23 protein-coding genes are annotated in these 26,658 nt (G+C 64.9%); 12 read left to right on the top strand and 11 right to left on the bottom strand.

Annotated elements, in window-relative coordinates; all coding sequences use genetic code 11:
- The first annotated feature begins 40 nt into the window (after window positions 1–40).
- From ligD to V0R59_RS01755, 6 genes are read left to right on the top strand one after another with little or no spacing between them, the layout of a single operon-like run.
- Window positions 41–2,464: a DNA ligase D gene (ligD, locus tag V0R59_RS01780; RefSeq protein ID WP_330075400.1), complete on the top strand. Its 2,424-nt coding sequence runs from the start codon at window positions 41–43 to the stop codon at window positions 2,462–2,464.
- Window positions 2,464–2,724: a hypothetical protein gene (locus V0R59_RS01775; protein WP_330075399.1), complete on the top strand. Its 261-nt coding sequence runs from the start codon at window positions 2,464–2,466 to the stop codon at window positions 2,722–2,724. The genes ligD and V0R59_RS01775 overlap by 1 nt, the downstream gene beginning before the upstream one ends.
- Window positions 2,721–3,764, top strand: coding sequence for an acyl-CoA dehydrogenase family protein (locus tag V0R59_RS01770; protein WP_330075398.1), 1,044 nt, complete (start codon window positions 2,721–2,723; stop codon window positions 3,762–3,764). Before V0R59_RS01775 ends, V0R59_RS01770 begins: the two co-directional genes overlap by 4 nt.
- Window positions 3,761–4,513: a PIG-L deacetylase family protein gene (locus V0R59_RS01765; protein ID WP_330075397.1), complete on the top strand. Its 753-nt coding sequence runs from the start codon at window positions 3,761–3,763 to the stop codon at window positions 4,511–4,513. The genes V0R59_RS01770 and V0R59_RS01765 overlap by 4 nt, the downstream gene beginning before the upstream one ends.
- Complete coding sequence (locus V0R59_RS01760; RefSeq protein ID WP_330075396.1) at window positions 4,510–5,109, top strand: class I SAM-dependent methyltransferase; 600 nt, start codon at window positions 4,510–4,512, stop codon at window positions 5,107–5,109. Before V0R59_RS01765 ends, V0R59_RS01760 begins: the two co-directional genes overlap by 4 nt.
- Complete coding sequence (locus V0R59_RS01755; RefSeq protein WP_330075395.1) at window positions 5,106–5,768, top strand: glycosyltransferase; 663 nt, start codon at window positions 5,106–5,108, stop codon at window positions 5,766–5,768. Before V0R59_RS01760 ends, V0R59_RS01755 begins: the two co-directional genes overlap by 4 nt.
- 11 nt (window positions 5,769–5,779) lie before the next feature.
- Here V0R59_RS01755 and ku read toward each other — a convergent pair whose 3' ends face one another.
- From ku to V0R59_RS01725, 6 genes are all read right to left on the bottom strand, one after another.
- Window positions 5,780–6,649, bottom strand: a complete 870-nt coding sequence (gene ku / locus V0R59_RS01750; protein WP_330075394.1) for a non-homologous end joining protein Ku — start codon at window positions 6,647–6,649, stop codon at window positions 5,780–5,782.
- A 29-nt stretch (window positions 6,650–6,678) separates the two neighbouring features.
- Window positions 6,679–6,798 (bottom strand): PSPA7_2676 family Cys-rich small protein, encoded by a 120-nt coding sequence (locus V0R59_RS01745; protein WP_330075393.1) that lies wholly within the window; start codon window positions 6,796–6,798, stop codon window positions 6,679–6,681.
- Window positions 6,799–6,888: 90 nt separating this feature from the next.
- Window positions 6,889–7,068: a hypothetical protein gene (locus V0R59_RS01740; RefSeq protein WP_330075392.1), complete on the bottom strand. Its 180-nt coding sequence runs from the start codon at window positions 7,066–7,068 to the stop codon at window positions 6,889–6,891.
- Window positions 7,069–7,172: 104 nt separating this feature from the next.
- Window positions 7,173–7,346 carry a con-10 family general stress protein gene (locus V0R59_RS01735; RefSeq protein ID WP_330075391.1) on the bottom strand — a complete coding sequence of 58 codons (174 nt, stop codon included), beginning with the start codon at window positions 7,344–7,346 and terminating at the stop codon, window positions 7,173–7,175.
- Between the two features lie 187 nt (window positions 7,347–7,533).
- The gene (locus V0R59_RS01730; protein WP_330075445.1) at window positions 7,534–8,013 is read right to left on the bottom strand and encodes a copper chaperone PCu(A)C; all 480 of its coding nucleotides are present in this window, start codon (window positions 8,011–8,013) and stop codon (window positions 7,534–7,536) included.
- Window positions 8,007–8,612, bottom strand: coding sequence for an SCO family protein (locus tag V0R59_RS01725; protein WP_330075390.1), 606 nt, complete (start codon window positions 8,610–8,612; stop codon window positions 8,007–8,009). Before V0R59_RS01725 ends, V0R59_RS01730 begins: the two co-directional genes overlap by 7 nt.
- A 328-nt stretch (window positions 8,613–8,940) precedes the next feature.
- Between V0R59_RS01725 and V0R59_RS01720 the strand changes: the two genes are divergently transcribed.
- From V0R59_RS01720 to V0R59_RS01695, 6 genes are all read left to right on the top strand, one after another.
- Complete coding sequence (locus V0R59_RS01720) at window positions 8,941–9,831, top strand: helix-turn-helix transcriptional regulator (RefSeq protein WP_330075389.1); 891 nt, start codon at window positions 8,941–8,943, stop codon at window positions 9,829–9,831.
- Window positions 9,828–11,405 carry a hypothetical protein gene (locus V0R59_RS01715; RefSeq protein ID WP_330075388.1) on the top strand — a complete coding sequence of 526 codons (1,578 nt, stop codon included), beginning with the start codon at window positions 9,828–9,830 and terminating at the stop codon, window positions 11,403–11,405. The genes V0R59_RS01720 and V0R59_RS01715 overlap by 4 nt, the downstream gene beginning before the upstream one ends.
- 6 nt (window positions 11,406–11,411) lie before the next feature.
- A complete protein-coding gene (locus V0R59_RS01710) occupies window positions 11,412–15,764 on the top strand; it encodes an AAA family ATPase (RefSeq protein WP_330075387.1) in 4,353 nt (1,450 codons plus the stop codon).
- 217 nt (window positions 15,765–15,981) lie between these two features.
- A complete protein-coding gene (locus V0R59_RS01705; protein ID WP_330075386.1) occupies window positions 15,982–17,925 on the top strand; it encodes an autotransporter outer membrane beta-barrel domain-containing protein in 1,944 nt (647 codons plus the stop codon).
- 158 nt (window positions 17,926–18,083) lie between these two features.
- On the top strand, window positions 18,084–18,707 hold the full coding sequence (locus V0R59_RS01700) for an START domain-containing protein (RefSeq protein WP_330075385.1): 624 nt from the start codon (window positions 18,084–18,086) through the stop codon (window positions 18,705–18,707).
- 134 nt (window positions 18,708–18,841) lie between these two features.
- Window positions 18,842–19,675, top strand: a complete 834-nt coding sequence (locus tag V0R59_RS01695) for a bifunctional allantoicase/(S)-ureidoglycine aminohydrolase (RefSeq protein WP_330075384.1) — start codon at window positions 18,842–18,844, stop codon at window positions 19,673–19,675.
- Window positions 19,676–19,745: 70 nt separating this feature from the next.
- Here V0R59_RS01695 and V0R59_RS01690 read toward each other — a convergent pair whose 3' ends face one another.
- From V0R59_RS01690 to V0R59_RS01670, 5 genes are all read right to left on the bottom strand, one after another.
- Window positions 19,746–20,621, bottom strand: coding sequence for a LysR substrate-binding domain-containing protein (locus V0R59_RS01690; RefSeq protein WP_330075383.1), 876 nt, complete (start codon window positions 20,619–20,621; stop codon window positions 19,746–19,748).
- Window positions 20,622–20,729: 108 nt separating this feature from the next.
- Window positions 20,730–21,170 (bottom strand): lysozyme, encoded by a 441-nt coding sequence (locus V0R59_RS01685; protein ID WP_330075382.1) that lies wholly within the window; start codon window positions 21,168–21,170, stop codon window positions 20,730–20,732.
- An 86-nt stretch (window positions 21,171–21,256) separates the two neighbouring features.
- Complete coding sequence (locus V0R59_RS01680; protein ID WP_330075381.1) at window positions 21,257–23,314, bottom strand: TonB-dependent receptor family protein; 2,058 nt, start codon at window positions 23,312–23,314, stop codon at window positions 21,257–21,259.
- Window positions 23,315–23,478: 164 nt separating this feature from the next.
- On the bottom strand, window positions 23,479–24,339 hold the full coding sequence (locus tag V0R59_RS01675; RefSeq protein ID WP_330075380.1) for a transporter: 861 nt from the start codon (window positions 24,337–24,339) through the stop codon (window positions 23,479–23,481).
- A gap of 91 nt (window positions 24,340–24,430) precedes the next feature.
- Window positions 24,431–26,542 carry a PQQ-dependent dehydrogenase, methanol/ethanol family gene (locus tag V0R59_RS01670; protein WP_330075379.1) on the bottom strand — a complete coding sequence of 704 codons (2,112 nt, stop codon included), beginning with the start codon at window positions 26,540–26,542 and terminating at the stop codon, window positions 24,431–24,433.
- Window positions 26,543–26,658: the final 116 nt, after the last annotated feature.

Here is a 26,658-nt window from a genome sequence, read left to right as displayed (position 1 = left end):
CTCTCCCACTTGATAAGACGCCGACGACAGAGCACCCGCCATGGCCAAGCCCCTGCAGGAATACCAACGCAAGCGCGACTTCGCCGCCACCCCCGAACCCAGTGGCAAGCGCAGTCGTGGCAAGGCCCATGCCCTGCAGTTCTGCATCCAGAAACACGACGCCAGCCACCTGCACTACGACTTCCGCCTGGAGCTGGATGGCACCCTGAAAAGCTGGGCGATTCCCAAGGGGCCGTCGCTGGACCCGAAGGTGAAACGCCTTGCGGTGCACGTCGAGGATCACCCGCTGGACTACGCCGGTTTCGAAGGTCATATCCCCGAAGGACACTATGGTTCGGGCGACGTGATCGTCTGGGATCGCGGCGTGTGGATTCCCGAGGGCGATGCCGACCAGGGCTACGCCAAGGGCCATCTGCGTTTCGAACTCCAGGGGGAAAAGCTCGGCGGACGCTGGAACCTGTTCCGTACCCGCCTGGCGGGCAAGAAAGAGCAATGGATGCTGGTGAAGTCGGCAGATGCCCAGGCTCGCGACGAAAGCGACTACGACATCCTCGAAGCCGAGCCGGACAGCGTGCTCAGCGACCGCAGCCTGCCCTCGTCACCAGCGGTAGCGAAGAAAAAGACCAGCAGGAAGGCGCCAAAAGCCGACTTGCCAGCGAGCCTCAAGCCACAACTGGCGACCCTGGTCGACACGCCACCGGAAGGCGACTGGCAGTACGAGATCAAGTTCGATGGCTACCGCATCCTCGCCCGCATCGAAGACGGTGAGGTGCGCCTGTTCACCCGCAATGGCCACGACTGGACGGCGAAGATGCCGCGCCAGGTCGCCGCGTTGAAGAAGCTCAAGCTGAAATCCGCGTGGCTCGACGGCGAGATGGTGGTGGCCGACGAAAACGGTGTCGCCGACTTCCAGGCCTTGCAGAACGCCTTCGATACCGAGCACGACGAGAAGATCGTCTACTACCTGTTCGACCTGCCCTGGCTCGACGGCCATGACCTGCGCCAGCGGCCCTTGCAGGACCGCCGGGCCGCCCTGGAGCAGATCCTCGCCAATCCGCCACCGGCGCTGCGCTACTCCGCCACCTTCGCCGAACCGGTGCAGTCGCTGCTGGACAGCGCCTGCCGCCTCGACCTCGAAGGCCTGATCGGCAAGCGCCAGGACAGCGTCTACGTGCAACGGCGCAGCAGCGACTGGATCAAGCTCAAGTGCAAGAAGCGCCAGGAATTCGTGATCGTCGGCTACACCGACCCCAAGGGCAGCCGCAGCGCCTTCGGCGCCCTGCTGCTGGGCCTGCATGACGGAGAACAGTTGCGCTACGCGGGCAAGGTTGGAACCGGGTTCAGCACCGATACCCTCGACACCCTGCTCAAGCAGCTCAAGCCCCTGGAAATATCCCGCCCGGCCCTGGACAAACCGCCCACCGGCGTCGAAGCCCGCGGCGTGCACTGGCTCGAACCGCGCCTGCTGGCGGAAGTCAGCTTCGCCCAGATGACCCGCGACGGCAGCGTCCGCCATGCGGTGTTCCACGGTCTGCGCAACGACAAGCCCGCCAGCGCCATCAACCTGGAGCGCCCCCTGTCCATGAAGAAAACCGGCATGCACCTGACCCATCCCGAGCGAGTCATCGACGCCGGCAGCGGCACCACCAAGCTGGACATTGCCGAGTACTACGCCAGGGTCGGCCAGCTCATCCTGCCTCACCTCAAGGACCGCCCGGTGGCCCTGGTGCGTGCGCCCGACGGTCTCGCTGGCGAGCTGTTCTTCCAGAAAAACGCCGCACACCTCGACCTGCCGAACGTGAAGACCTACGACAAGGAGCAGGCCGGCCAGGCGGCGATGGTGATCAACCGCGAAGACACGCTGCTCGCCGCCGTGCAGATGAACACCCTGGAGCTGCATACCTGGAACGCCACCGACAAACAGTTCGAACGCCCCGACCGCTTCGTCCTCGACCTCGACCCGGACCCGGCGCTGCCGTGGAAGGCGATGGTCGAGGCCACCCAGCTGACCATGACCCTGCTCGACGAAATCGGCCTGCGCTACTTCCTGAAGACCAGCGGCGGCAAGGGCATCCATGTGGTGGTGCCGTTGCAGCGCAAGGCCGGCTGGGACGAGGTCAAGGACTTCAGCCACGCCATCGTCAAGCATCTGGCTGGATTGTTCCCCGAGCGGCTGTCGGCGGTGTCCGGACCGAAGAACCGGGTCGGGCGGATCTTCATCGACTACCTGCGCAACGGCAAGGGCGCCACCACCGTGTGTGCCTGGTCGCTGCGGGCCCGCGAGGGGCTGCCGGTGTCGGTGCCGATCCGGCCGCAGGAACTGGCCGAACTCAAGGGCGCCAACCAGTGGACCCTGGCCAACATCGACGAGCGCCTGGCCGAGGGCAATGACCCCTGGCAGGACTACGCCAGCACCCGCCAGTCGATCAGCGCAAGCATGCGCAAGCGATTGGGCAAGGCGTGATGGACGGGATCGACCTGCTGCAATGGCCGGCGATGCTGGCCACGCTGCTGGCGGCCTGGTGGATAGGTTCGCAGCGCGCGCACCGGCGCTGCATCGGCTTCATCTGCTTCATCACCAGCAACCTGCTATGGGGCATCTGGGGCTGGCATACCCAGGCCTGGGCGCTGATCGTGCTGCAGGTCTGCCTGTTCCTGATGAATTTGCGCGGCCTGCGCAAAAACGCACCGGCCGCTACAAGACCCGAGGAGTCGCCTTCATGAGCATCATCCAGGATTTCGACCTGGGCAGCCTGGATACCCTGCTGCGCAGCTTCACCCAGCGTCCACAGGCACTGCACCTGGACACGCAGTTGCCGTCGATCCTGCAGTCGCTGCAACAGGACCACCTCGACCTGCTGCCCCTGCCGGGCCAGGGCCATACCCTGCAACGCTGGCAGACCCTGGCCCGGGTGGCCGGCTGCGACCTGAGCCTGGCCAAGCTCTACGAGGGGCACACCGACGCCCTGGCGATCCTCTCCGAGTGCGGCGCCAGCCATCGTGTCGGCCAGGGCATCTGGGGCGTGTGGGCCGCCGAGCCACCCGACGCGCGCACGCGGATCGTCGAGCGCGACGGCGACCAGGTGATCCTCGAAGGACGCAAGGCCTGGTGCTCCGGTGCACTGCAGATCGACAACGCCCTGGTCACCGCCTGGGACCGGGACGAGCAGCCGCAACTGGTGGCGATCGAACTGTCCCATCCGAGCCAGCGCATCCTTGCCGAGGACTGGCAGGCGGTGGGCATGGCCGCCACCACCAGCGTGGTGATCGAGTTCGACCGCTCGCCGGCCCGGGCCATTGGCGCACCGGGACAATACCTGGCGCGCCCAGGCTTCTGGCATGGCGGCGGCGGCATCGCTGCCTGCTGGTATGGCGCCGCCGAGGCACTGGCGGACTACCTGCGCGAGCACTGCCGCAAGCCGCGTCCCGATCCCCATGCCGATGCCCATCTGGGCGCCGTGGACGCGGCACTGTGCGGCGCCCGCGCGACCTTACGCGAGTGCGCCGCGTGGATCGATACCAACCCCGGCGGCGACGCCGAGCTGCTGGTGCGGCGTACCCGGGCGCAGGTAGAGCAGGCGGTCAACCAGGTGATCGAACATGTCGGCCGTGCCCTTGGGGCCACGCCCTATTGCCACAACAGCCATTTCGCCCGCCTTGCCGCGGACCTGCCGGTGTACCTGCGCCAGAGCCATGCCGAACGCGACCTGGCCGCCCTGGGCCAACAGCTGGCCCGTGTGCCGGCGGGAGCCTGGCAGCTATGAGCGACGACCTGTTCAAAGGACCGGCGACCCGGCCCGAACAATGGCAGCACTCAGCCCATCTGGCCCGTGCGACCTGGATCGAACCCGAGCAGCTGTGTCCGCCGGGCCAACGCCTGGTGGTGGTGGCCCCGCACCCGGATGACGAGATCCTCGCCTGCGGCGGCCTGCTTGCCAGCTTCCGCGGACGCGAGCACGAGCTGTTGCTGATCTCGGTCACCGATGGCGAGGCCAGCCATCCCGGTTCGCAGCACTGGACCGAGCACCGCCTGCGCCGACAGCGGCCGCTGGAAAGCCGCCATGCCTTGCACCGTCTCGGCCTCGATGTGCAGGCACTGGACTGGCAGCGCCTGTCGCTCAAGGACACTGCCGTGGCACGGGACGAAGCCTTCCTGGTCAATCACCTGAGCCAGCTGTTGCAGCCCGGCGACCAGTTGCTCTGCACCTGGCGCGGCGACGGCCATGGCGATCACGAGGCGGTCGGCCGGGCCTGTGCCCAGGCCGCGCACGCCAAGGGCATCACCCTGCTGGAAGTGCCGGTATGGGCCTGGTACTGGGCCGACCCCGAGGACGCCCGCCTGCCCTGGCCGCGGGCGCACAAGGTGCGCCTGGACGCCGACGCCCTGCAACGCAAGCAGCAGGCCATCGCCGCCCATGCCAGCCAGATGGAGCCGGACGGCGAGCGGCCGCCGGTACTGCCGTCGCAGACCCTGGAATGTCTTCTGCAACCTTTCGAACTGGTGTTCCGATGAGTGTCGACGCGAAGTATTTCGCCAACCTGTTCGCCGTCAGCGACGACCCTTGGGCCTTTCGCACGCGCTGGTACGAGAAGCGCAAGCGCGACCTGATCATGGCCAGCCTGCCGCGGCAGTTTCATGAGCGGGTGTTCGAGCCGGCATGCGCCAACGGCGAGCTGAGCGCGGCCCTGGCCGAGCGCTGCAACGAGCTGGTCTGCCATGACCTCGACGCCACGGCGGTGAACCTGGCCCGGCAACGGCTGGCCCATCTGCCCGGGGTCCGGGTCGAGCAGGGACGCCTGCCGGGTGACTGGCCGGGCGGAAGTTTCGACCTGATCGTTCTTGGCGAGATCGGTTACTACCTCGACCCCGAGGCCTGGCTGCAGGTGATCGAACAAGCGGTGGCCAGCCTGACCGACAACGGCGGCCTGCTCGCCTGCCACTGGCTGCACCCCATCGACGGCTGTCCGCAAGACGGGCGCCAGGTGCATGCCCTGTTGCAACAGCACCTGCCGCTGTACCGCATGCTGCGCCACGAGGAAGCCGACTTCCTGCTGGAGTACTGGAGTTGCCAGCCCAGCGTGATCGACCTGGACGAGACCTGCCCATGATTGCCGTGATCATTCCCGCGCATGACGAAGCCGAGACCCTGCCGCGCTGCCTGACCGCCATGGGCCTGGCCGCCAGCGCCGCCGAGGCGGCCGGGTACCGGGTGGAGATCCTCGTGGTGCTGGATCGCTGCAGCGACGGCAGTGCCGGGATTGCCAGGGGATTCGGCGTGCAGACCCTTGAAGTGGATGTGCGCAACGTCGGCCAGGCCCGTCGCGCCGGGGCCGCCCTGATGCTGGAGCGTGGCGCCCGGTGGCTCGCCTGCACCGACGCCGACAGCAGCGTGCCCGCGGACTGGCTGCTCTGCCAGCTGGGCTTCGCTGCCGACGCGGTGTGCGGCACGGTGCATGTGGAACAGTGGTTGCCGGAGCAGGACGAGGCCTTGCAGGCGCGCTACCTGGGTGGCTACCAGATGCGCGAGGGGCATCGGCATATCCATGGCGCCAACCTCGGGGTGTGCGCGCGGGCGTACCAGCGGGTCGGCGGCTTCCAGCCGCTGGCGTTGAACGAGGACGTGCGCTTGATCGAGGACCTGCAGGCGTGCGGCGCGAATATCGTGTGGACGGCGCGCAACAGCGTGTCCACTAGCCCGCGCCTGGATCCGCGGGCGCGGGGAGGGTTTGGGGACTATCTGAAGTCGCTGACGCAGGTGGCCGGTTAAGGGCCGGGCGATCAGGACGCCTTGCGCGGTGTCTTCCTGGCCGGAGCCTTTTTCTTGGCCGGCGCTGCCTCCTTCTTGGTGGCAGACTTGGCAGCCTTGCCACCCAGGCTGCGCTTGAGCAGCTCGGTCAGGTCGATGATGTCAGCGCCCTTGCCAGAGGATTCCTCGCCCTGCTCCACCACGCTGATCTTGCCCTTGCTGGCCTTCTCTTCCACCAGGTCCATGATGGTCTGGCGAAACACGTTCTGGTACTTGTCCGGCGTCCACTTGCCGCTCATGTCGTCCACCAGTCGCCTGGCCATCTCCAGTTCGCCCTTGGCGACCTTGGCCTGGGTCACGCTGCTGTCCAGCTCCAGGCTGTCGATACCGCGCACCTCGTCCGGCCAGCGCAAGGTGATCAGCACCAGCGCATCCTCCAGCGGGCGCAACAGGGCCAGGTGCTGCTGGGTGTGCAGCACCACCGTGGCCAGGGCCACCTTGCCGGTGCTTTCCAGGGTCTCGCGGAGCAAGGCATAGACCTTGCCACCGCGCTTATCCGGCGCCAGGTAGTAGGGGGTATCGAAGTGCTGGAGGGGAATCTCGTCGGCGGCGACGAAGGAGAAGATATCGATGGTCTGGGTCGCCTCGGGCCGCGCCTTGCGGATCTCTTCCTCGCTTATCACCACGTAGCGGCCCTTCTCGTACTCCACGCCCTTGACGATGTCTTCCTTGGTGACGTCCTTGCCGGTGACCTTATTGATCCGCTTGTAGCCCACCGGGTCCATGCTGCGCTGGTCCAGCCAGTCGAAATCGATGCGCTGGCTGCGCACCGCCGAGGCCAGCGCCACGGGAATGTGTACCAGGCCGAAACTGATGGCGCCTTTCCAGATGGCTCGTGCCATGGCGAACTCCCGGATTCAGGATATGTGAGTCAGGAAATGTGATAGCGCAAGGCGCCACAGCGGGCACAGCACTGGCAGTCCAGGCCATAGCCCTCACTCAGCGGCATCGCTCGCCACTGGCAACCACGCAGCAGACAGAAAAAGGTCATTGGCCACCTCCTGTAACCCGTCGATCGGGCTCATGTATTAGTGACCAACGGGAAACACAGAAGGTTTACTCGGAGTGCCGACAGGACCGATCAGTTGTCGCTGTCCTTGCTCGGCGCCAGTTGCGAGGCCGGGCTCTCGGACTGGGGCTGCTGCATCTGCAGCGACGGCTTGCTCGGGTCGCTGTCCTTGCCGGGATGGTTGGAGTTGTCAAAGCAGCCGCCCAGGGCAAGCAGGCCAGCCAGCAGGATCAGGGTTGTGCCTTTGTTCATGGCGATGACCTCCACAAAAGCAAACGGCGCATCGAGGACGGACCGCGATGCGCCAGGCGGACGGGGCATCGATCATGCCCCGCCGGTTACAGCGTTACTGCGTATCAGGAGCGACCGCCTTTGCGGCCGGTGTCCTGGGTTTTCTGCCGGTCCTGATTCATGCCACCCGAATGTTGCCCGCCCTTGCGACCGGCTTCGGAGGCTTTTTCCCGATCGTTGGCAAAGTTGCCCGGGTTGCCACCTTGCTTGGAGCCAGTGCGGTTTTCATTGTTAGCCATGATCTTTCACCTCATAGAAAACGAAGGATGCACGACGTTGTGCCGTACATGACTTGGGAGTGCGTATGAAGTGAAGGATTCGCCTGGATTCGGCGTGGCCGGACGGGTGGCGGGAAATACCCGCGAGGGGGTGTTTGGCGCGCAAACGGAAGGAGCTGCGGGGCACCGGAAGTACCCCGCAAAAGGCTTACATATGGCCCTTGCCGTGATGCATTTCATGCCCGCCGCTGGTCAGCGAGCGCACCGGTGCCTGGATCTCGAGGTTTTCCTTGTTGCCCTGGGCGTCTTCGATCACCAGGGTCAGCGGCACCTGCTGGCCTTCCTTGAGCTGCTGGTTCAGGCCCATCAGCATCACGTGGTAGCCGTTGGCATCGAGGACCACGGGCTTGCCGGCAGGCAGGTCGAGGCTCTGCACCGGGCCCATCTTCATCACGTCGCCGTTCATGCTCATCTCGTGGATCTGCACGTCCTTGGCCACCGGCGATTGCACGGCGACCAGCTTGCTGTCGCTGTCGGCGGTGAGGGTCATGAAGGCACCGGAGGCCTGCTGGTTGGCCACGGTGGCACGGACCCAGGGCTCGCCTACGGTGGTTTGCGCCAGGGCCGGCAGGGCCGCGCCGCACAGGGCCAGGATGGCCAGGGATTTGCGCAGGATTGGCATCAGCAGATCTCCATGAGGGTCAACAGGTCTTCGGCGCATTCTTTGGCCGTGAGCGAGTGGGACAGGCCCAGGTGCAGGCGGCCGCGGGAGTCGAAGACGAAACTGGTGGACGAGTGCGAGACAGTGTAGCTGTCACCCAGCGGCACCTTCTCGTAGAACACGCCGAACTCCTTGGCGGTGGCGGCGATCTGCTCCGGTGTGCCGGACAGCGCGGTGAAGGTCGGGTCGAAGGCCTTCACGTAGTCTTCCAGCACCTGCGGGGTGTCGCGCTCGGGGTCGAGGGTGATGAACACCACTTTCAGGAAGTCGCCGTCGCGGCCCATCAGCTTCTTGATCTGCACCGCCCGCGCCAGGGTGGTCGGGCAGATGGCCGGGCACTGGGTGAAGCCGAAGAACACCATCGGCATCGAGCCGTAGAAGCTCGACAGCGCGTAGGTGTCGCCATGGACATCCTGGAGCTTGAAGGAGCGGCCGAGGATCTTGTTGCTCAGGTCCTTGCCGTATTTGAAATCGAGCTTGGGCGTCGTGTCGCAGCCGGTCAGGGCCGCCAGCCCCGCCAGGCCGAGCCCGGCGATAACCGTGCGCCGGGTCATCAGATCGTTCATGTAACCATCCTTTCGGGAAGGTGCACGCTTCGCTGTGAAGCTGTTCATTTCTAGGTTTTTTGTGGGGCGGCATTTTGTCATGCGGGGGATGGGGGTGCCAGCGCAGGGCGCCGTAAGGGTGCGGCGTGGTGTCGCAGAGGCTGTCGTGAAAGCGTAACAAGCCGTGAATAGCCCCCGAAGCGAGCACGGAAAGTGGCCACGCGCCACCATCCGGGTTATTGTCGCCATTTTTCCGGCAGGGAAGCTCGAACCGCTGTCAGCGCCACTGACACCACCTGTCAGTGGCCCTCGCTAGAGTCGCCGCCAAGCCCATCGACAAGGACCCGCCATGGCGGCCACCGACCACGACACCCTGGCCCTGCGCCTCGCCGACATCCTGCGCCTGCTGCAAGGTGGCGAGCGCCCTACCCGCCTGCAACTGGCCGAACGCTTCGGGGTCAGCGAGCGCACCATCTACCGTGACCTCAACCGTCTCGGCGACGTGGTCGAACCCGCTGCCGATGGCGTCTACCAACTGGCCAGCCAGTACCGCAGCCATCTGTCCCCGGCCGACCTGCAGACCTTCGCCCGCGTCAGCGGCGTCGAGCAGTTGTTCCCCACCAGCGACCGGCGCTCCTGGCTGGAGTTGCTCAAGCCCGGCCAGGCCAGCTTCCTGGTCCGCGATGGCCATTTCGCCCAGCAGCGCCCGGACACCCAGGATTTCCGCGCCCTGAGCCTGGCCATCGAGCGCCAGCGCCGCTGCCGGCTGGTCTACACCGGCAAGCCACGGCAGGTCGAACCCTACCGCCTGGTGCACAACAAAGGCATCTGGTACCTCGCCGCCACCGAAGACGGCCAGCTGAAGAGCTTCTCCCTTGGCCGTATCGAAGACCTGCGGGTCCTGGACGACACCTTCGAGCCAGACCCGGATACCCGCCGCCAGATCGACGGCGACGACGACATCTGGTTCGGCCAGGACCAGCTCACGGTCACCGTGCAGGTGGCGGCCAGCAACGCTTACTACTTCCTGCGGCGCAACGTGCTGCCGCACCAGCAACTGATCGAGCAGCAGGCCGACGGCGAGTTGCGCCTGCGCTGCCAGGTCAACCACCCGAACCAGTTGCTGCCGATCATCCGCTACTGGCTTCCCCACGTACGCATCCTCGAACCCGCCTGGTTGCAGCAGCAACTGCGGGACGAACTCACCGACTACCTGAACGACGCAGGACCACGCCAATGACTTCCGACATGGAAAAGCCCCTGGGCAACGACTACGACAAGGACAACAGCCTCGACCTCGACCAGGTCGCCGAGGCCCAGGCCGGGCGCATCGAGGGCGCGCTGTTCGACAATGAAGCGAACGCCGCCAAGACCACCGAGGTCATCGCCTCCTTCGTCGCCTCCGCCAACGCCCGCGGCGAGAAGCCGCTGGAGCAGTGGCTGAGCGACGAATTCCGCAAGTACCCCGACCTGTGGAAGAACGAAGAAGACCTGCTGCACACCAGCCGCGAGGTGATGCGCTCGACCACCGCGTTCAACGACGCCCGCGACTCGCTGCAACGCCACCAGGACATGGGCCGCAGCAAGGCCTCCTGGCTGGCCGCGGAGATCGAGCGCAACGCCGGGGTGTCCGGCACCGTGCACGTCGGCCAGTACGCCGGGCGCATCGATCATGCGCTGGCAGAAGCCACCGAGAACGCGCGCAAGATCGTCACCACCCAGGGCGGCGCCATCAGCCTCAATCCCAACCTGGATGGCTTCATCGCCGAACAGCACCACGTCGACACCTTCAACATCGATGCCACCACCAAGGGCAGCCCGTACCGGGCACGCATGGTCAACTCCCGCGACCTCAACTCGGTGGACATCGAGATCGTCGACGGCAATGGCAAGGTGGTCGGCAAGTACCAGTCCAAGTACGGCTCGGACGCCAACGCCACCAACCGCCAGTTCGAAAACGGCGACTACGAGGGCCAGCAACGCCTGGTCCCGGAAGGCCATGGCGCCGATGTCGCCGACAGCACCGAGGTGATCGAGGTCGACGGGGTGAAATCCCGGCCGCTGTCCAAGGAAGAAGCCAAGACCCTGCAGGAGAAAGCCCAGGCCGAGGCCGAGGCGCGCCAGTACGAGTGGAAGGACACCAACCGCATCGACATCGCCAAGCAGATTGGCAAGCAGGCATTGGTCGGCGCGTGCATTTCGGTGGGCCTGCAGGGCGTGCGTATCCTCGCCCGGCGCGCCTGGAACAGTCTCAACGGACGGGAAAACCCCAGCGGCCAGGATGACCTGAAGGAATTCTTCGAAAGCTCCCTGCGCACCTCGGCCCACACTGCGGCCCAGGTGGCGGTGTCCGGCGCGGTGGTGGTGGCGGTGAAGAACGGCTGGCTCGGCGCGGCCCTGCGCAACACCCCGGCCGGGCTGATCACCAACATCGCCTGCGTCGGCCTGCAGAACGCCAAGATCCTCTTCAAGCTGGGCAAGGGCGAGCTGACCGGCGAAGAAGCAATGGACGCCATCGGCAACACTACCGTGACCACCACTATGGCCATTGCCGGTGCGACCAAGGGCGCTACGCTCGGCGCGGCGATCGGTACCGTGTTCGGGCCGATCGGCACCGCCGTGGGCGGCTTCGTCGGTGGTGTGGCGGGCGGCATCGCCGGCAGCTCGATCGGCGAAGCGGTCTATGAGGCCGGCAAGGCGGTGGCGAAGACGGCGGTCAAGGTCGCCGCGTCGGTCCTCGAAGGCACCGGCAGGGTGCTGGAGTCCGTCGGCAACGGCCTCCGCAACTTCGCTTCCAGCCTTCTCTCCTGGTGACTGCCGATGAACCTGCTCGAACTCAAGGACAAGATCAAATCCCACCTGCTCGCTGGTTACCCGGGGCTGTTCATCCAGTCCGGGGAAGAAGCCCGGGTCGATGCCATGCTCCAGGACGTCGCCGTGCAACTGGACCTGCATCCCAAGGAATGGAACCTTGGCTACGGCTGGGTGGACTTCTTCAACAAGCAGCCACGGGGCAGCCAGGGCGCAGAGACCGAGCTGGCCAGCAGCCTGCCGGCGCTGCTCGACGATGACCTGGACAAAAAGCTGTTCATCATCAAGGACGCCCGCAGCGCCCTGGAAAACCAGCCCCTGGCGGTGGCGCGGCTGAAACAGCTGCTCAATCGCATCCAGCGCCATCACAGCGGCAAGGCCGCCGTGGTGCTGGTCTCCGAGACCCTGCATATCCCGGCGCCGATCGAGGCACAGATCACCCTGCTGCCGCTGCCCTTGCCCCGTGGCGAGGAAATCAGCGAACAGCTCGACGACCTCTGCCAGCGCTTCGAACTGACCGTGCCGGAAAACCTGCGCCAGCGCCTGCACGCGGCCTGCAGCGGGCTGAGCCAGGAAGAGATCCGTTCGGCGCTGGCGATGGTGCGCCAGCAGCACGAACAGATCAACGACGCCGCACTGGCGCTGATCCAGCATGAAAAGGAACAGATCATCGCCAAGAGCGGTGTCCTGGAAATGCTGCGGGTCAACGAGAACGCCACGGACATCGGCGGCCTGGAAAACCTCAAGCAGTGGCTCGGCCGCCGCGCGCAGATCTTCCGCCGCCTCGGCGAGGCGCGCACGGCACGGGTGCAGGCGCCCAAGGGCGTGCTGATCGCCGGCATGCCCGGCTGCGGCAAGTCGCTCACCGCCAAGGCCGCCGCCGGCCTGTTCCAGCTGCCGCTGCTGCGCCTGGACATCGGTGCGCTGCTGGGCAAGTACGTCGGCGAAAGCGAGCACAACATGCGCCGCGCCCTGACCATGGCCGAGTCGGTCAGCCCGTGCATCCTGTGGATCGACGAACTGGAAAAGGCCTTCGTCGGCATGAGCAGCGGCAGCGGTTCGGAGGTGTCCTCGCGGCTGTTCGGTTATTTCCTGACCTGGATGCAGGAAAAGACCGGCGCGGTGTTCGTCATCGCCACCGCCAACAACATCACCGCGCTGCCGCCGGAGCTGCTGCGCAAAGGGCGCTTCGACGAGGTGTTCTATGTCGGGTTTCCCAATGGCAGCGAGCGCGGGGCGATACTCGACATCCACCTCAAGGGCGATGCCCTCGAACTCAAACCGGAGGAGCGCCACAAGCTGGTCCGCCAATGCCGCGACTACGCCGGCGCGGACATCCAGAACGCGATCAACGAAGCGCGGGAAGCGGCGTTCCTCGACAACCGCAAGCTGAAGTTCGAAGACCTCGAAGCGGCCATCGAGCTCACTGTGCCGCTGCGGGAAACGCTGCGCGAGCAGGTGGGCAAGTACGAGGAATTGTTCGAGAAACTGAAGCTCAAGCCTGCCTCGAACTGCGACGGCCTCAGTGTCGCCGAGATGATCAAGCTGGCGGACAGCCACAATGCCTTGCGACGCAAGGAAGTCGCCACCAACGAGGACTGCCCGGACGACCTCCTGGAAAAACTCGCCGAGGACAACGACCTGGACGTGCGCACAGCCGTCTACGGCAATCCGAAATGTCCGGAAAGCCTGCTGACCCTGCGCATCAATATCGGCGAAGGCCAGCCAGGCTATGACCTTGGACTCCTGCACCTGGCCTGCATGCATCCCAACGCGCCCCATGACCTGCTGGCGTCGCAATTCGAGCGGTTGCAACTCAACGCCGCGCAACGCCGCCAGCTGGCCAGCAAGAGCAACCACGAGGCCCTGCATCGACGCTTGCTGGAGGACGCGGATCCGGCGATCCGCCGTACCCTGGCGCGCAACGAGCGCCTGAACGGCGAGCTTCAGCAATTGCTGGCCAAGGACCCGGTGGTCGAGGTGCGCTGCAGCCTGGCCCGAAACGACATCCTGCCAACCGATATCCAGACCTTGCTGGCCCGCGACGAGTCCTTCGAAGTGCGCGAAGACCTCGCCGGCCTGGCGCCCCTGAGCGAGGCGGTGCAACTGCTCCTGAGCCGCGATGACGAGATCGACGTGCGTGTCGAACTGGCCGAGCGCACGCGAGACGCCGAGCTGCCGGAGACGGTGCAACTGACGCTGGTCAAGGACTGCCTGGAAGTCCGCCTGGCCCTGGCTGGCAACGAGAACCTGGGCGCTGCCGCGCAACTGCTGCTGGCCCAGGACCCGCACCTCGAAGTGCGCAAGCAACTGGCCGCGCACCCGGCCCTGGCCAGCGCCACCTTGCAATGCCTGCTCAAAGACGTCGAAGAGGTGCAGGTGGAACTGGCCGGTAACCGCCAACTCGGTTCGGCACTGGTCCAGATGAGCCTGAGCCATAGCCAATCGGAAGAAGTCCGCAAGGCCCTGGCTGGTAATCGCCAGCTCAATGTCGAGGTGCAGGCTCGACTGCTCCTCGACACCAGTGCCGGCGTCCGCGAAGCCCTCGCCGGCAACGAGACGATCAGCCTGCAAACCAGTGAAGTACTGATGCGCGACGCCGAAGGCGATGTTCGCGAACGTCTGGTGCGCTGGCGCCAGGAGGTGCCGGAGAGCGTTCAGCGGCATCTGGCGGGCGACCTCAACCCTGGCGTTCGCCGCTACCTGGCTTGGTCCGGCGAGCTGCCGGAAGACGTGCAACTGCAGCTTGCCGATGACCTGCCGGAGGTACAGAAGCAACTCGCGGGCAACGCCAGCATCCTCCCCGCTACCCAGCAGCAGTTGCTGTTGCTCGGCGACGCCGAGACCCGCGAGGCCCTGGCCGGTAACGAGGCACTGAGCGGCCCTGTCCAGGCACGCCTGGCCGAGGACGATACACTCGATGTCCGGCTCACCCTCGCCCGTAACGCCAGCCTCGCGCTGGAGGTGGCCGACAAGCTGATCGCAGACGTGGAGGAAGTGCAGGTACGACTGGCGAAACACAGCAAGCTGGGCGAAGCACAATACGCCCGGTTGTTCCGAACAGGCTCGGAGGATGTGCGCCTGGCGGTAGCGGGCAACTCCGCGATCGCGGAAAACCTGATGGCCCAGATCTGCCAGCTGGACTCGGCGCCCGACACGATCGCTGGCAATGCGTTCACCGGCGGTGTCATCGGTGGCCTGATCAATGCCCAGTACCGTGCCGCGAGTGCGGCGGCCTCCGCCGCAGCCAAGGCCGTTTCAGCACCGGCGACGAAGATCAAGTCTCGCCTTGCGGGTAATCGTAAGCTTCCCGCCGCCCTGCAATCCCTCCTGCTGGCCCAGGACGAAACAGAAGTACTGCAGGCGCTGGCCGGCAACCCGGCCCTGACCGAGGAACTGCAACAGGCGCTGGCGGCCCACAAGGACACCAAGGTCCGGGAAAAGCTCGCTGGCAACGACAACCGAAGCGAGACAGTGGAGCGCTTGCTGATCAAGGACGCGCAAGCTTCGGTACGGGCGGCGCTGATCCGCGAAACCGGCTGGCTGGACTACGACATGGAACTGCAACTGGCGCAGGACAAGTCAGTCTCCGTGCGACTCGCCCTTGCCGGCAACGACTGGCTGCGCAAACCCACCCAGGTGATGCTGGCGCAGGATCCGGAAAACAAGGTGAAGGTTCGGCTGCTGAAGCGCGACCAGGGTTACGTCAGGGGACTCAAGCGCATGGCCCAGCAACTGCTGGCCCGGGACAGCGAGCTGGAAATCCGCCAGCAACTGGCCGGGTATGAAAAGCTGCTGCCTGCCGTGCAACTGATTCTTGCCGAAGACGCGGCGGTAAGCGTGCGCAAGGCCCTGGCCAAGGGCGGCGAGGACTGGTACGGCGTGCGCCTGAGCGAAGAGGCACAACTGCGCCTTGCCAGGGACGCTGACGTCAACGTGCGCCTCGCGCTGGCGGAAAACAAGCGGCTGTCTCCAGCGGCACAGACGCGTCTCGCGGCAGATGGCAGCGACAGCGTCAAACGCAAGCTGCTGGAGGAATGCGGGATGTTGAGCCCGTTGTCACTGCTGGCCCAGGAAGTCCTGGTCTGCGATCCAGACAGCGAAATCCGCAAGGAACTTGTGGACAAGCTGTTCGGTATCTGGGCACTGGCCAGCAGCGATGAAATCCACATGAAACTGGCCAGCGACGCCGACGCCTCGGTTCGCAAGCGCATCATTGCCAACCTTCTCTGGCCCTATAGCCGTTGCCAATGCAGCGACGCGGTGAAGGAGCGGTTGCTCGAAGACGATGATGGCAGCGTGCGCGCACAACTGGAGGAAGCAGAACGCGCACGCCAGGCCGAGCGGAGCGAGTCGGCCTGACAAGCAATTAGCAAGGGATGTACCCGCAAGTTGCCTTGGTAACTTGCGGGTACATTTTCCCTCTGAGAAGAAGGCGGATCAGCGATGAATCCGACAAATTCCATAGTCAAACCCGACATTTCTCAATAGTTGTTCACAAACCGGCCCATTTCCTGCTGTCGCCTCGCCGACGCATCGCCAAGATGCCCACGCCTACCGACACATAAGGATACGTGCCGTGCTGAAACCCCTTGCCATCGCTGTAGCCCTCGGATCTTCCCTGCTGTCCGCCGAGGCAGATGCCTACGAATACGGCGACTATGCCGGACAGACCCTCGACCGGCTGATCCACGACTACCCCGGCCGCTACCGCGGCACCGCCAACTTTGCCGGCGCCGCCGACTGGATGCAGTCGCGCCTGGACTTCGGCTACCAGACCCGCCGCCAGGACTTCACCTGGGCCGGCAACCGCAGCTCGCAGAACGTCATCGCGTCCGCCGCCGGCACCAGCAGCAACTACGTGGTGCTGGGCGCCCACTTCGACACCTACTTCGGCCGCCCCACCCTCCAGGGCCTGGACGACAACGCCTCCGGCGCCGCCGTGCTCACCGAGATCGCCCGCAACCTCGGTGGCGTGCAACTGGAGAACGGCCTGGAGGTGGTCGGTTTCGGTGCCGAGGAAGAAGGCCTGCGCGGCTCGCGAGCCTACGTCGCGGCCCTCAGCGACAGCCAGCGTGCCAACCTGCTGGGCATGATCAACCTCGACAGCCTGATCACCGGCGACAAGATGTACGCCCATGCCGGCAGCAACGCCGTCGCCAACCCAGCCCTCGGCGCTTATCGCGACCAGTTGCTGCGCATCGCCAGCGAACTGAAGATCGATCTGTTCACCAACCCGGGGCTCAACGCCGACTACCCTGCCGGTACCGGTTGCTGCAGCGATGGCGAAAGCTTCAACGGGCTTGGCGTGCCGGTGCTGTTCATCGAGGCCACCAACTGGGAACTGGGCGACCTCGATGGCTACGAGCAGACCGACAACCCGGCGATTCCCGGCGGCTCTACCTGGCACGACCCGGCGGAAGACAACGAGACGGTGTTGACCAATGCCTTCGGCCAGGAACGCATCGACCAGCGCCTGCGGGATTTCTCGCGGCTGCTGACGCGCCTGGTGCTGGAGCTGACCAATGCCGACCTGCTCGCCGCCACCGCCTCCGGCGGCGCCCTGGCGCGGCAGATGGAAGACCAGTTGCAACGCCAGCACCAGGCCATGACCCGCCTGCATGACCGGCGCTGGCTGGGCCTGCTCGGCAGCGAGCGTGCGGTGGGCAGCTTCGACGGTGAGGTGGGGGTCGAGGGCGAGGTGTCGCCGGACAGCGGCTTCGAGGCGCCGGACAATCCGGAGTCGAAGCGCGTTGGCGTGCACCTGCTTGGTGACTATCGCCTGAACGAGAGGGCCAGCGTGGGTGCCAGCCTCAGTTTCGAGCGCAGCCGCGACAAGCTCGACCACGGCGGCCGCGTCGAAGGCGATACCTGGCAGGTCGGGGTCTTCGCTCTGTTGAACGATGGCGGTCCGGCCTGGCTGGCAGGCGAACTGAGTGCCGGGCACACCCGCTTCGATACCCACCGTTCGGTGTTCATCCAGGCCAATGGCGGGCCGGTGCTGCTGGACCAGCGCCTGGATGGCGATACCTCGGCGCTGTTCTGGGGTGCGCGGGTGGACGGTGGCTATGACTTCGAGTTCGGCGGGCTGAAGACCGGGCCGGTGGCCGGGCTGGACCATGTCCACTACCGCATCGACGATTTCAGCGAGGACCAGGACCTGCGCACCGCCCTCGGCTTCGAGAAGCAGGACTATGACGCGCTGGAAGCCAACCTGGGCTGGCGCCTGCATGGCCTGTTCGCGCTGGGTGGCGGCATGGCGGTCAAGCCCTATGCCAGCGTGCGCTGGGTGCGCGAGCTGGCGGACGGACGCCTGGATGACATCGACCTGACCAGCCGCGCCGATGGCCGGGTGCGGGTGGCCGGGATGGGCGAGGTGGACAAAAGCTTCGGGCGGGCACAGCTGGGTGCGCAGTTGATGGTGACCGAGCAGTTGGGCGTGTTCGCCGAAGCCAACAGCCGGTTTGCCCATGACGAGGGCAACCAGGCGGGGTATTCGCTTGGGGTGCAGTGGATGTTCTGACGGCGAGGATGCAGGCCCTGTACCGAGCTTCAGGGCCTCATCGCTGCATGGGGCATCTACACATATCAGTCAATAAAGCGCGGACCCTGTGGGACTAGCCAGCACCGACACAAATCCCATCTATCCTGAAACAACCCACCCAAGCCAGGCCACCTACCATGCGTCCCCTGCTGCTCCTGGTCCTGGCCCTGTGCCTGAACATCGCCCAGGCCGCCGAAACCTGGCACCTGGCCCATGAGGAAGCCGGCATCCAGGTCTACCTGCGCGACGTCCCCGGATCGAAGTACCAGAGTTTCCGCGGCGTCACCACGATCAAGGCCGACGTGCGTACCCTGAGCGACCTCCAGGAAAACCTCCGGGTCGCCTGCAAATGGCTGTACGCCTGCGCCGACATGCGCCTGCTCAAGGTCGAGGGCGACGATACCTGGGTCTACCTCACCACCGCCCTGCCCTGGCCCGCCGCCACCCGCGACATGGTGCTGAAGGTCCACACCGAGCGCACCGATGATGGCAGCCTGGTCCGCCATCTGACGGCGGTTCCCGGCATGGTCCCGCGGGAACCGGGCCAGACTCGCGTCACCCGCTTGCAAGGGCTGTGGACGATGATCCCCAAGGGCCAGCGGCAAACCGAGGTGACCTACGAAATGCAGGCCGACCCTGCCGGAGACATCCCCGCCTGGCTGGCCAACCAGTTCGTCATCGACGCCCCGATGATCACCCTGAAGACCTTGCGGGCCGTGGCCGAGCGCCAGGGAATCCATGCCGACGATCCCATTCAGTAATCGAATACCACGAATTCCAACATTTAATTTGTGGATGCACCACGATGCTCATACTGTAGAGCGGCAAGCCCCGGTAGAACGGCCGCTACAGGCAGTCCCGGGGACACAACAACAAACACCCTTCGAGACTGTCCATGTCGAAATCCTACTTCGCCCCCCACGGCGGGCACCCGGCTCAGACCGAGCTGCTGACAGACCGTGCGATGTTCACCGAAGCCTATGCCGTCATCCCGAAAGGCGTGATGCGCGACATCGTCACCAGCCACCTGCCCTTCTGGGACAAGATGCGCATGTGGGTCATCGCCCGCCCGCTGTCCGGTTTCGCCGAAACCTTCTCCCAGTACATCGTCGAAGTGGCGCCGGAAGGCGGCAGCGAGCGTCCTGAGCTGGACAAGAACGCCGAAGCGGTACTGTTCGTCGTCGAAGGTGAAGTCGACATCACCCTGCAGGGCAAGAACCACACCCTCAAGCCTGGTGGCTACGCCTTCATCCCGCCGGCTGCCGAGTGGAGCCTGCGCAACAACAGCAACGCCAACGTCACCTTCCACTGGATCCGCAAGCACTACGAAGCTGTCGAAGGCCTGCCGCATCCGGAAGCGTTCGTCACCAACGAACAGGACATCACCCCGATCCCGATGCCGGGCACCGATGGCGCCTGGGTCACCACCCGCTTCGTCGACATGGCCGACATGCGCCACGACATGCACGTCAACATCGTAACCTTCCAGCCGGGCGGCGTGATTCCGTTCGCCGAAACCCACGTCATGGAACACGGCCTGTACGTGCTGGAAGGCAAGGCGGTGTATCGCCTGAACCAGGACTGGGTCGAAGTGGAAGCCGGCGACTTCATGTGGCTGCGCGCCTTCTGCCCGCAGGCCTGCTACTCCGGTGGCCCTGGCCCGTTCCGCTACCTGCTGTACAAGGATGTGAACCGCAACGTGCACCTGACGCTGAATCCGAAGCGTTGATGCCGACTGCGTCAGCAGCCTGAACGAAAAGCCCGCCTGTCGAAGGCGGGCTTTTTGCTTTTACGGCGCTTCACTCCTGATCCAGCACCTTCGCCAGCACCGCCCCCAGCTCCTTCACCATCGGCTCCGCCGTCCCCCGGTGCACCACCACGATTTCGTAGCTGTCCACCACCGGCAGTCCATCGCCCTCCCCCAGCACCCGGTGATCCGCGGTCACCGCCCGCGGCGGCAGCAGGCTGATGCCCATGCCATCGGCCACCGCCGCCTGGATCCCGCTCAGGCTCGAACTGGTGAACGCGATCCGCCAGCGGCGCCCCAGTGCCTCCACGGCACTGATGATCTCGTCGCGGTACAGGCCACGGGGCGGGAAGGTCACCAGCGGGATCGGATCCTGCTCAAGCGCGGGATTCTTCGCACTGTCGATCCAGGCCAGTTCCTCCGACCAGCTGGCCACGCCTTCCCGGCCATTGCGCCGCTGCTTGAGCAGGACCAGGTCCAGCTCACCATTGTCGTAGCTCTGGGCGATATCGCGGCACAGGCCGCTGGTGACTTCCAGCTTGACCTGCGGGTGCTTGCGGTTGAACGCCGACAGCGCGTTGGTGGTGCGACCACCGACGAAATCCTCTGGCACGCCCAGGCGTACGGTCACGCCCACGGTCGCTCCGGCCAGCGCTTCGAGCATCTGGTCGTTCAGCGCCAGCATATGCCGGGCGTAGCCCAGCAGGGTCTGACCGGCGTCGGTGGGCAGGACCTCGCGGTTGCCGCGCTCCAGCAGGCGATGACCGACCATGTCTTCCAGGCGGCGGACCTTCTGGCTGATGGTGGACTGGGTGGAATGCAGGCGCGAGGCGGCAGTGGTGAAGCTGCCGCAGTCGGCGACGACGACGATGGCGCGGAGCAGGTCGAGGTCGAACAGCGTTCTAGTGGGCTTGGGAATGGAAGACATGGGAGGATTTGAAATCTGAATGCGGTACAGCGCTTTTAGCATGGGATTTCACGCCAGGACAACCGGCCGTGGGTAGAGATACCGCCCCACGGCGCTTGCCCTTCGCCGTCAGGCGGGCTGGGTACCGAACTGGAAGATCCGCTGGTCGATCTCCCGACGCCGGACCATGGTCATGCTCGGCCGTCCACTCACCTGATTCCATTTCGAGAACTCGCTGGCGGCTCGCTCGAAATCACCGTTGTTCACATGACGCAGCAGCATCGAGCTGCGGAAACGTGCGAAGCCGAAGTCGAACACCAGCATGACCAGGGCATCCCATTGCCCCGCGTTCACCTGCACCTGGAGCAGGCCGGCAAGGAGTTGCTCGATGCGCTGGATTTCCTGCTCCAGCTTGGCCTGCGCCTCTTCCTGGGTGATCTCCATGCCCTCATGGACATCGCCGTAATGCTGGTAACCGATGAACCAGGTTCCCGCGGGATCCTGGTGGGCCTTGAGGGTCAGTCCGGTGCGTTGTTTGATCAGGTCCAGCGAAGACGGGGACAAGCGCATGATCCAGCTCCTTGCATGAGAAAAAGGAACAACGGTGCCTGAGGCTAACCCAGACACCGTGGCGCGCGATAGCACTGTGCCTTGATTCAGAAGCGGATCTTCATCCCGACGTAGCCGGTGCGGCCGGGAGCGGGTTCGTAGTAGCGGCCGCCATTGGCGCTGTCGTTGATGCGCAGGTTGTCGTAATAGTGACGGTCAGTCAGGTTATCCAGCCCCACATACGGTTCGATCTCTTGCGCCCATCCCTTCAACCGCAGGCCAAGGCGCAAGTTCACCACAGCGTACCCACCGACACGAGCGTCATTGGCGCTGTCAGCGTACTGGCGATCGTAAACCGAGGCATTGATACGCGCGTACCAGTTGTCACGACTGTAACTGACCTCACCAAACAGGCTCTGCACCGGAATGCCTGGTAGTCGGTTGCCATCGGCGACCACAAGCTTGCGGGTGGTGTCTTGGTAGCTGAAGCTGCGGTAGCTGTAGTCATTCAGGCTGTACGACGTGGTCAGTTGCCATTGCTCATCCGGTTGCCAACGTGCACTCAGTTCCAGGCCATCGCGACGGGTTGAACCAGCGTTGCGGCTGAAACTGCGGCTGCCGAGGTAATACGGCACCAGTTCGTCACGGGTATCGATACGGTAAAGAACCGCCTCATAGCGCCAATGCTCAGTCTCGCCCTTGAAGCCGATTTCCCGGTTGAGCGCATGACTTGGCTCCAGACCGCTGTTGAAACCTGCTCCAGACGGGTTAGCCATCTCGCTGACGGTAGGTGTCTCGAAAGAAGTGGCAACACGGGCATAAATCGTGTGTTGCGAATCCAGGCTATAGCTCAGCCCGGCACTGTAGTTGAGATCGCGCAACGTTCGCTCACCGGAGTCGTCGCGGCCATCACTGAGAAAGTGATCGTCGATACTCAAGCGTACTGCGTCATGACGCAATCCGAGGCTAAGCATCCAGTTTTCACTTAGCTGGGTCTGGTTTTCGATGAACAACCCCAGGCTACGTGCCTCCTCCCGTTGCCGAGTGGTCAGGAGGTCCTTTTCTCCACCCTCAAGATTGTTATTGCGATCACGATCATCACTCAGGGATTCCAGATCCCCCCCGACGGTCAGTTTGTGATTCAGACCAAACCAGTTGGCGACATGGCTGTAATTCGCCCCAATGCCAGAAAAGAGGCGCTCGTAGCTGGTCTGGCCATTTGCTTTGATGGGCAGGCGATTTTCGAAGTCGCGCTGACCCACGTAACTACGCAATTGGTAGCTATCCTCGCCCACGCCTTGACCATCCCACACTAACGAAAGGCGCTGCTGCCTGATGCGCTCGTCGGAATCGTAAGCCAGGCTATCGGGCCGAGCCTGATTACGGTCAGCGCGCACTTGTTCGAGCGTCAGCCCCCCCGCATCCTCCGAACGGTTATCCAACGCATGCAGGGTCAACCCCAGGTGACCCGTCTCGCCCCACCAGCGCAGCTTGCCGGTGAGGTTGTTGGCTTCGCTGGTGGCGTGCTGGCGATACCCTTGCGACTGGGTCGAACTCAGCGCCACCAATGCCCCGACATCGCCTTGCGTGCCACTGGCCTCGACGCTCTGCCGGCGAAAGCCGTAGCTGCCGAAACTGACATCACCGGCAACGCTCGGCTGCTCGCTGGGCTCACGGGTATTGATCGCCAGGACGCCACCCGCGCCATTGCCATAGAGCACCGCCGCCGGGCCGCGTAGCACCTCCATACGCTCTACCAGCCCGAGGTCGAAACCATCCAGTTCGGTCTGGCCATCAGGCATGGTCAGCGGCACGCCGTCCACCAGCACGCGGATGCCGCGCACCCCGAAGCTTGAGCGCGAGCCGAACCCGCGAATCGCCGGGCGCAGTCCCTGGGCGGCGTTGTAGCGGCTCTGCACCACCACTCCCGGTACGCTGGACAGCAGGTTGCCAAGGGTCAGCGCCTGTTCGCCGCGACTGTCGGCAGCGTCGACGACGCTGGCGGACAGTGCAGCCTGGGCCCACGAGTCGCCGGTGCGGGTAGCGCTGACCACCACGGGCTCGACTTCGACAAGGCTGTCGGCCAGTGCGCCGGTGGAGGTCAGCAGCAATGCGCCGAGGGCTGCGCGGCGGTGTGCGGCGCGTTGCCGCTGGTTGTTTTTCATTGGGGGTGTTCCATCAGGTCCCGGGGGATTGCTCGGACCATACGCAAGAGGGTGGGCATAAAGCTAGTAAGCGGTAGTTAGAGGCACTCGGTACTTAGGTGGGTCACTCTTTGGTAGCAGTCCGGTGGATTCGGGGACCGCCATGCAGTCCCCATGGCACCACCTCAATAGAAGTACGCCAGCCTGAACTGCAGCGAATTGTCGATCTTCACCCCCTCGCGCACCGAGGTGTCGTGCATCACCTGCCCCAGCACCTGCAACTGCTTGCTGACCATGGTCGCCACGGTGAAACCGACGGTGCCGTTGTTGCGGCTGGTTGCCAGGGTCTGGCCATCGAGCGTCTCGCGTGCGCCCCAGTTGTGGCGGTAGCTGATCGCCGCGTAGGTCTCGGGGGTGAAGTTGTAGCGCAGGTGGTTGTGCAACTGGAACAGCGTGTCCTTTTTCGCATCGGTGGAACGCTGGTCCTGGTAGAACTCGGCCTCGGCGATCACGTCCCAGGTGATCTTGTCGGTCAGGCCCTTGATGTAGCCCGCCTGCAGGTCCACCGCCCAGCGGTTGTTGCTGAGGGCAAAACCTTCGTTCTTGTCGCTGCCGGTGGGCGCGGTGAAGAACACCGACCAGCCCAGGTGCTCGTTGCGCTCAAGGTCGGCGATGGTCCACAAGGTGCCGCCGAAGGTGATGTCGCCTAGCCCTGCGTTTTTCGTGTGGCTCGCGCCGATGTCCTGCTGGCCGAAGGGAATCACGATCTGCGGGTCCCAGGTGTAGCCGGTGCCGAAGAAGTCGGTGAAGTGGATCAGGCGCAGCACGCCGACGGTCATGTCCAGGTCGAGGTCGTCGGCGACCTTCTTGCCCCCCGAGTAGACCTTGTCGCCCCGCGGGTTCTGCTGGTAGAGCACGACCACGTCAGTGCCCTTGGGCAACGCGGTGTAGTCGCCGGGATCGGGCTTGACGTCGGCCAGCGCCGCGAGGGAAACGCCGAACAGGGCCAGGCCGGTGGCGAGGGTCGAAGGGCGGATGATCTTCATGAGTGAGCTCTCGTTGTTGTTTTTGTTGGCATGCAGAGCCCCGGACGCCCCCATTTCAGGGGTCGCCTGGGCGATTTCGGACAGGTCGGAGTCAGTTCGCGGCGTTGGCCTTCAGCTCGGCCTGAAGGTCATGGGTGCGCTTGACCAGGTACTGGCGGATCAGCTCCATGTCCTCGGGCTTGAGGATGTCGGAGAAGTTCGGCATGCCGCGGTAGATCAACGCACCGCTGACGAAGGCCGGGAAGGCCTCGTGCTTCTCCTTGGTCAGGTAGCGCAGGTCGGGGACCACGCCCCCGGCGACCGCGTTCAGGCCATGGCAGCCCGCGCAGAGGCCGTTGAACAGGTTGCGGGCCTGGCCCAGCTGTTCAGCGCTCGCGCTCAGCGGCAGGTCGACGTTGGGGAACACCGGCGCCTGGCGTGGCGGCGGCAGTTCACCCTTGGCGCCGAGCTTGAAGGCGATGATCCGCGACTCGGACTGGACCTTGGCCTTGTTGGTCAGCGAGCCGGTGAGCAACGGCAGGATCCCGCCCCAGCCTACGGAAAAGGCCACGTACTGGTCGTTACCGACGGTGTAGGTGATCGGCCCGGCCATCACGCCGGAGTTGGCGCGGTGCTCCCAGAGCTTCTCGCCCTTGTCGGCGCTGTAGGCCACCACACGACCGTCCGCGGTGCCCTGGAACACCAGGTTGCCCGCAGTGGCCAGGGTGCCGCCGTTGCCGGCGCTGGCGTATTCCTGTTTCCAGGCCGGCGCCTGCTTGACCGGGTCCCAGGCGATCAGCTCGCCGGTCCAGGCGTCGCGGATCTGCTTGAAGGCCTTCGGATCTTCCGGAAGATCCGGTACATCCAGGCCGAAGTTGAGCACCGACTTGTTGGGGAAGAACATCGGCTCCTTCGCTGCCTTCAGCTCGGCCAGGGTGTGCTGGGCCGGGATGTAGACGTAGCCGGTGTTCGGGCTGTAGGACATCGGGTGCCAGTTATGGCCACCGAGGAAGCTGGGCTGTACGACCTTGGGTTCCTTGGAGTAGTCCGCAGCGCCGGTCAGCACCGGGCGGCCGGTCTTCAGGTCGATCTCGCTGGCCCAGTTCACCGGCACGTAGTTCTTCGCCGACAACAGCTTGCCGTTGGTGCGGTCGAGCACGTAGAAGAAGCCGTTCTTCGGCGCCTGCATCAGCACCTTGCGCACCTGGCCATCGACCTTGATGTCGGCAAGGATGATGTGCTGGGTCGCGGTGTAGTCCCAGCGGTCCTGCGGCGTGACCTGGTAGTGCCAGACGTACTCGCCGGTGTCCGGGCGCAGGGCCAGGATCGACGACACGAACAGGTTGTCGCCCTTGCCCTGGCTGCGGAACTGGTAGTTCCACGGCGAACCGTTGCCGGTGCCGATGTACAGCAGGTCCAGGTCCGGGTCGTAGGCCATGGAGTCCCAGGCCGTGCCACCACCGCCCCACTTCACCCAGCCGTCGCCGGTCCAGGTCTTCAGGGCCATGGCCATCGCCGGGTTTTCCGGCGGCAGCTTCGGATCGCCCGGCACGGTGTAGAAGCGCCAGGCCTGCTTGCCGGTCTCGGCATCGTAGGCGGTGACATAGCCGCGCACGCCGAACTCGGCGCCGCCGTTGCCGATCAGCACCTTGCCCTTGACGATGCGCGGCGCACCGGTGATGGAGTAGCTCTTCTTGCGGTCGATCACCGTGTCCACCGACCAGACTTCCTTGCCGGTGGCCGCATCGAGGGCGATCAGGCGACCGTCGAAGCTGCCGACATAGACCTTGCCCTCCCACACCGCGACACCGCGGTTGACCGGGCCGCAACAGCCCTGGCTGAGATTTTCTGGTGGCACATGGGGATCGTACTTCCACAGCATCTCGCCGGTCGCCGCGTTCATCGCATAGACGATGCTGAAGGCACCGGTGGTGTACATCACCCCGTCGACCACGATGGGCGTGGCTTCGGTACCGCTGTCGATATCCAGGCGGGTGGTCCAGGCCATGCCGAGCTGGCCGACGTTCTTGTCGTTCACGGCGTCCAGCGGGCTGTAGCGCTGCTCGTCGTAGGTACGACCGTGGCTCATCCAGTTGCCGGGTTCGAGGTTGGCGTTGGTCAGGCGTTTCGCGTCGACCTGGGCGGGGTGGCTGCTGTCTGCGGCCGCGGCAGGCAGGGTGGACAGCAACAACGGGAGACCCGCCAGCAGAAAGAGGGTTTTCATGTGTTTCGGACTCCAGCGACACATTTATTGTTGTTATGCGCCCACGGCACAGGCTGAGGCCGTGGGTCTCGCACTAGGCTTTGTAGGGGTATTAGAAAATCTGCCGCGGGGCTGCG

Source organism: Pseudomonas ulcerans (assembly GCF_036324125.1).
GTDB lineage: Bacteria > Pseudomonadota > Gammaproteobacteria > Pseudomonadales > Pseudomonadaceae > Aquipseudomonas > Aquipseudomonas ulcerans.
Note: the sequence above shows the minus strand (reverse complement) of the source record. Positions and strands in the feature narration are given on the sequence as shown.

What these genes read in the sequence shown, in the direction of transcription:
- V0R59_RS01745 (WP_330075393.1), bottom strand. Translation starts at nt 6,798, where the DNA reads ATGACCTTTTTCTGTCTGCTGCGTGGTTGCCAGTGGCGAGCGATGCCG.
- V0R59_RS01680 (WP_330075381.1), bottom strand. Translation starts at nt 23,314, where the DNA reads ATGAAAAACAACCAGCGGCAACGCGCCGCACACCGCCGCGCAGCCCTC.
- V0R59_RS01725 (WP_330075390.1), bottom strand. Translation starts at nt 8,612, where the DNA reads ATGAACGATCTGATGACCCGGCGCACGGTTATCGCCGGGCTCGGCCTG.
- V0R59_RS01685 (WP_330075382.1), bottom strand. Translation starts at nt 21,170, where the DNA reads ATGCGCTTGTCCCCGTCTTCGCTGGACCTGATCAAACAACGCACCGGA.
- V0R59_RS01690 (WP_330075383.1), bottom strand. Translation starts at nt 20,621, where the DNA reads ATGTCTTCCATTCCCAAGCCCACTAGAACGCTGTTCGACCTCGACCTG.
- V0R59_RS01670 (WP_330075379.1), bottom strand. Translation starts at nt 26,542, where the DNA reads ATGAAAACCCTCTTTCTGCTGGCGGGTCTCCCGTTGTTGCTGTCCACC.
- V0R59_RS01770 (WP_330075398.1), top strand. Translation starts at nt 2,721, where the DNA reads ATGAGCATCATCCAGGATTTCGACCTGGGCAGCCTGGATACCCTGCTG.
- V0R59_RS01700 (WP_330075385.1), top strand. Translation starts at nt 18,084, where the DNA reads ATGCGTCCCCTGCTGCTCCTGGTCCTGGCCCTGTGCCTGAACATCGCC.
- V0R59_RS01675 (WP_330075380.1), bottom strand. Translation starts at nt 24,339, where the DNA reads ATGAAGATCATCCGCCCTTCGACCCTCGCCACCGGCCTGGCCCTGTTC.
- ligD (WP_330075400.1), top strand. Translation starts at nt 41, where the DNA reads ATGGCCAAGCCCCTGCAGGAATACCAACGCAAGCGCGACTTCGCCGCC.
- V0R59_RS01715 (WP_330075388.1), top strand. Translation starts at nt 9,828, where the DNA reads ATGACTTCCGACATGGAAAAGCCCCTGGGCAACGACTACGACAAGGAC.
- V0R59_RS01695 (WP_330075384.1), top strand. Translation starts at nt 18,842, where the DNA reads ATGTCGAAATCCTACTTCGCCCCCCACGGCGGGCACCCGGCTCAGACC.
- V0R59_RS01735 (WP_330075391.1), bottom strand. Translation starts at nt 7,346, where the DNA reads ATGGCTAACAATGAAAACCGCACTGGCTCCAAGCAAGGTGGCAACCCG.
- V0R59_RS01710 (WP_330075387.1), top strand. Translation starts at nt 11,412, where the DNA reads ATGAACCTGCTCGAACTCAAGGACAAGATCAAATCCCACCTGCTCGCT.
- V0R59_RS01755 (WP_330075395.1), top strand. Translation starts at nt 5,106, where the DNA reads ATGATTGCCGTGATCATTCCCGCGCATGACGAAGCCGAGACCCTGCCG.
- V0R59_RS01775 (WP_330075399.1), top strand. Translation starts at nt 2,464, where the DNA reads ATGGACGGGATCGACCTGCTGCAATGGCCGGCGATGCTGGCCACGCTG.
- V0R59_RS01765 (WP_330075397.1), top strand. Translation starts at nt 3,761, where the DNA reads ATGAGCGACGACCTGTTCAAAGGACCGGCGACCCGGCCCGAACAATGG.
- V0R59_RS01720 (WP_330075389.1), top strand. Translation starts at nt 8,941, where the DNA reads ATGGCGGCCACCGACCACGACACCCTGGCCCTGCGCCTCGCCGACATC.
- ku (WP_330075394.1), bottom strand. Translation starts at nt 6,649, where the DNA reads ATGGCACGAGCCATCTGGAAAGGCGCCATCAGTTTCGGCCTGGTACAC.
- V0R59_RS01740 (WP_330075392.1), bottom strand. Translation starts at nt 7,068, where the DNA reads ATGAACAAAGGCACAACCCTGATCCTGCTGGCTGGCCTGCTTGCCCTG.
- V0R59_RS01760 (WP_330075396.1), top strand. Translation starts at nt 4,510, where the DNA reads ATGAGTGTCGACGCGAAGTATTTCGCCAACCTGTTCGCCGTCAGCGAC.